Below are 3,569 nucleotides of genomic sequence, written 5' to 3'. Positions count from 1 at the left end.
CCCGGTCTCCGACAACGCCCAGGGCATCGCCGTGATGAGCAAGGACGTCGACGAGCAGGGCGAGGCGATCCTGACCGCGCTGGACGCCGACGGCAACACCACCAAGGCGATCACCAAGGGCATCGCGATCGCCACCGCCGTGCTGGCCGCGACGGCGCTGTTCGGCTCCTACACCGACGCCGTCAACCACTCGCTGTCTTCGCTCACCCAGGAGGCAGGCAACGCCATCACGGCCGCCATGCTGACCTACGAGATCGTCTCGCCGATCACCCTGGTCGGGGTGATCCTGGGCGCCGCCACCGTCTTCCTGTTCTCGGGGCTCGCCATCGACGCGGTCACCCGGGCCGCCGGCGCGATCGTCTTCGAGGTGCGTCGGCAGTTCGCCGAGATCCCCGGCATCATGACCGGCGAGGGACGGCCCGAGTACGGCCGGGTGGTCGACATCTGCACCAAGGACTCGCTGCGCGAACTGGCCACGCCCGGCCTGCTGGCGGCGTCCGCACCGATCGCGGTCGGGTTCGGCCTGGGCGTCGGCCCGCTGGCCGGCTTTCTCGGCGGTGCGATCGTCGCGGGTGTGCTGATGGCGGTTTTCCTGGCCAACTCGGGCGGTGCCTGGGACAACGCCAAGAAGCTGGTCGAGGACGGCCGCTATGGCGGCAAGAACTCCGATGCGCATTCGGCGACCGTGATCGGCGACACCGTCGGCGACCCGTTCAAGGACACCGCGGGCCCGGCGATCAACCCGCTGATCAAGGTGATGAACCTGGTCGCCCTGCTGATCGCCCCCGCTGTGGTGGCGCTCTCGGTGGGCGAAGGGGCGAATCCGGTGCTGCGCATCGCGATCGCCATCGCGGCCGGCCTGATCGCGATGGGCGGGGTCGTCCTGTCCCGCGTCCGGGCCCACAAAGCCGATGTCGAAGGTCGGCTCGAGCACGAGATGCATCTGGTCGAGGACGGCGATTCCCCAGCCGAGGTAACAAACGGATAACGGCTCATTGACGGCAGGTACGAAACGCACGGTTCGTGGTTTCCTATTGGTGAACATCGACCATGGGGGGAAACATGTTCACCGACGATTCCGCCGCAATCACCGCTGCTATCCGTGCGGGCAGCATTCAGCAGATCCAGGCAGAGCCGACCCGACGAGCACCGGTCACCGCGTCCAATGCGGCGCCGCGGGTGCTGGTGGGGGCTCCTGCCGGCGGCAGGGCAGTGCGCCGCTGAGCGGATCTCCCGCAATCAGTGACGACGTCGCCAGGCGTCCAATTCGGCCTCGACATCGACCAGCCGGACGATGATCTGCGGCCCGGGGCCGGGCCGTAGGTAGTACTCGCGGATCCGTGCGTTCAGGTCGTCCAGGACTTCCCGTGCCACGCTCTCACGTTCGACGTCGGCCAGGGTGTCCTGGATGCGTTCCACCTCGCGCCGCAACATCAGCGGGCCCGGCAGCAGCGCGCCGAGGTCCTCGTGCGCCAGCTTGGCCTTGATCCACCAGTCCTCGTCGGGGTCCAGGTTCAGCGGCTTGCCTGCGCTAGGAAGGTTGTCGAACTCCCCGCGCTCGGTCGCCTCACGGATCTGCCGGTCGATCCACGACTCGTACTGCACGCCTGCGAATCTAGTGCCGCACCCAACGCCAAAGGTCACGGCACGGTCTCAATCGGCGTTCCGCATTGCCGCCGTAACAAGGCTGCGCCAGTATGCGGCCATGCCGCTCTAGCGAGGAGAGCGCTCTAGCGAGGAGAGATCGTGAGTTCGAGTAACAAGCGTGTGCGTGCAGCCCTAGCCGGCGTGGCCGCACTCAGCCTGAGCATGCTGGCCGCCTGCGCCAACTACAGCCAGCCCGCCGCACCCAGTTCGAGCCCTTCGGAGAGCTCCGGGGCAGCGGCCGTCACGCTGGTGCAGCCGGGGAAGCTGGTGGTGTGCACCCACCTGGCCTACAAGCCGTTCCAGTTCAAGCAGGACGGCAAGACGGTGGGCTTCGATGTCGACCTGATGGATCTGGTCGCCAAGAAGCTCGGTGTCACCCAGGAGATCTTCGACATCGAGTTCGAGCAGATCACTTCGGGTGCGGTGTTCGCCGCTAAGAAGTGTGACGCGGCGGCCGCGGCGATCACGATCCGGGCCGATCGCGAAAAGGCGGCGCTGTTCTCGGATCCCTACTTCACTGCGACTCAGGCGCTGCTGGTGAGTTCCGATTCAGGAATCACCGACCTGCCCGACCTGAAGGGCAAAGTGCTGGCTGTCCAGGCCGGTACCACCGGCCAGGACTACGGCAAGGAGAATGCCTCGAAATACGGCTATACGGTCAAGGTGTACGACGACATGCCGAGCGGTGCGAACGCGGTGCTGGCCAAGACCGTTGCCGCCGCGATCAACGACAACGGCGTGGTGTACAACTTCGCGTCCGAGAACCCGGGCACCAAGGTCGTCAAGGAGTTCGACACCAATGAGCACTATGGGTTCAGCATGGGCAAGGACAACACCGCTCTGCAGAGCGTGGTCAACGAGGTGTTGAAGACGGCGAAGGCCGACGGTACCTACAACACCATCTACAAGAAGTGGTTCGGCACCGACGCACCCAAGGACTGACTCACCCGCTTTGCTGCCCCGGCCGGCCCATGGTCGGCCGGGGCAGCCAGGCGCCAATCCCGCAAGGGGGATCGCATGACGTCCACCACCGCTCCGGCCCGCAAGAAGCTCTCGCCGCGCCGCCGTGCCCAGCGGATCCGCTGGATCAACTACGGAGTACTGATACTCGGCATCCTGGCGATCGTGATGTTCACCGACGGACGCCAGTTGCAGTCGGTCTTCTTCCGGCCGGACATGATCGCCGAAACCGTGGGTCCGGGCCTGCTGAACGCACTGAAGAACACCATCCTCTACACCCTCGGCGCCTTCGTCTTCGGCTTGGTCCTGGGCACGGTGCTGGCGCTGATGAAGCTGTCCCAGATCGGCCCCTACCGCTGGATAGCCACCATCTACACCGAGATCTTCCGGGGCGTGCCGGCGATCATCGTGCTGCTCGCCTTCAGCCTGATCTCGCTGGCCATCCCGGGTCTGCAGATCCCCTTCGACCCGTTCGGGGCGGTTTGGATGGCGCTCGGCCTGGTGGCCGCCGCCTACATGTCCGAGACCATCCGCGCCGGCATCCAGGCAGTGCCCAAGGGGCAGACCGAGGCGGCCCGCTCGCTGGGCATGCCGTCCGGAATGGCGACCCGCAAGATCGTGCTGCCGCAGGCCTTCCGCATCGTCACACCGCCGCTGACCAACGAGCTCGTCTCGCTGACCAAGGACTCGTCGCTGATCTACGTGATCGGGTTGAGTGCGGAAGCGTTCGATCTGACCAAGTACGGCCGTGACCTGACCAACACCTACTCGAATATGACGCCGCTGGTGATTGCCGGCCTCACTTATCTGGTGATCACTCTGCCGCTCACCTTCCTGGTGCGCCGCATGGAGGCCAAGCAGCGGAAGGCGACCCGATGACGACCCCGACGATCCCGACCGGCAACCGCGACGACGAGATCCAGATCTACGACCTGCACAAGAGCTTCGGCCAGATCGAGGTG

5 protein-coding genes are annotated in these 3,569 nt (G+C 65.8%); 4 read left to right on the top strand and 1 reads right to left on the bottom strand.

Annotated features, from left to right (window positions below; translation table 11 throughout):
• On the top strand, positions 1–988 hold a 988-nt coding region (locus tag Q0066_RS01820), incomplete at its 5' end, for a sodium/proton-translocating pyrophosphatase (protein WP_298129478.1).
• Between the two features lie 74 nt (positions 989–1,062).
• Positions 1,063–1,224, top strand: coding sequence for a hypothetical protein (locus Q0066_RS01815; protein WP_298129476.1), 162 nt, complete (start codon positions 1,063–1,065; stop codon positions 1,222–1,224).
• A 15-nt stretch (positions 1,225–1,239) separates the two neighbouring features.
• Here Q0066_RS01815 and Q0066_RS01810 read toward each other — a convergent pair whose 3' ends face one another.
• On the bottom strand, positions 1,240–1,605 hold the full coding sequence (locus Q0066_RS01810) for a DUF1992 domain-containing protein (RefSeq protein WP_298129475.1): 366 nt from the start codon (positions 1,603–1,605) through the stop codon (positions 1,240–1,242).
• Between the two features lie 141 nt (positions 1,606–1,746).
• Here Q0066_RS01810 and Q0066_RS01805 point away from each other — a divergent pair, with 141 nt between their 5' ends.
• Complete coding sequence (locus Q0066_RS01805) at positions 1,747–2,589, top strand: transporter substrate-binding domain-containing protein (RefSeq protein WP_298129474.1); 843 nt, start codon at positions 1,747–1,749, stop codon at positions 2,587–2,589.
• Positions 2,590–2,664: 75 nt separating this feature from the next.
• Positions 2,665–3,486 (top strand): amino acid ABC transporter permease, encoded by an 822-nt coding sequence (locus Q0066_RS01800; RefSeq protein WP_298129472.1) that lies wholly within the window; start codon positions 2,665–2,667, stop codon positions 3,484–3,486.
• Positions 3,487–3,569: the final 83 nt, after the last annotated feature.

This window comes from Micropruina sp., assembly GCF_027492755.1.
Lineage (GTDB): Bacteria > Actinomycetota > Actinomycetes > Propionibacteriales > Propionibacteriaceae > Micropruina.
Note: the sequence above shows the minus strand (reverse complement) of the source record. Positions and strands in the feature narration are given on the sequence as shown.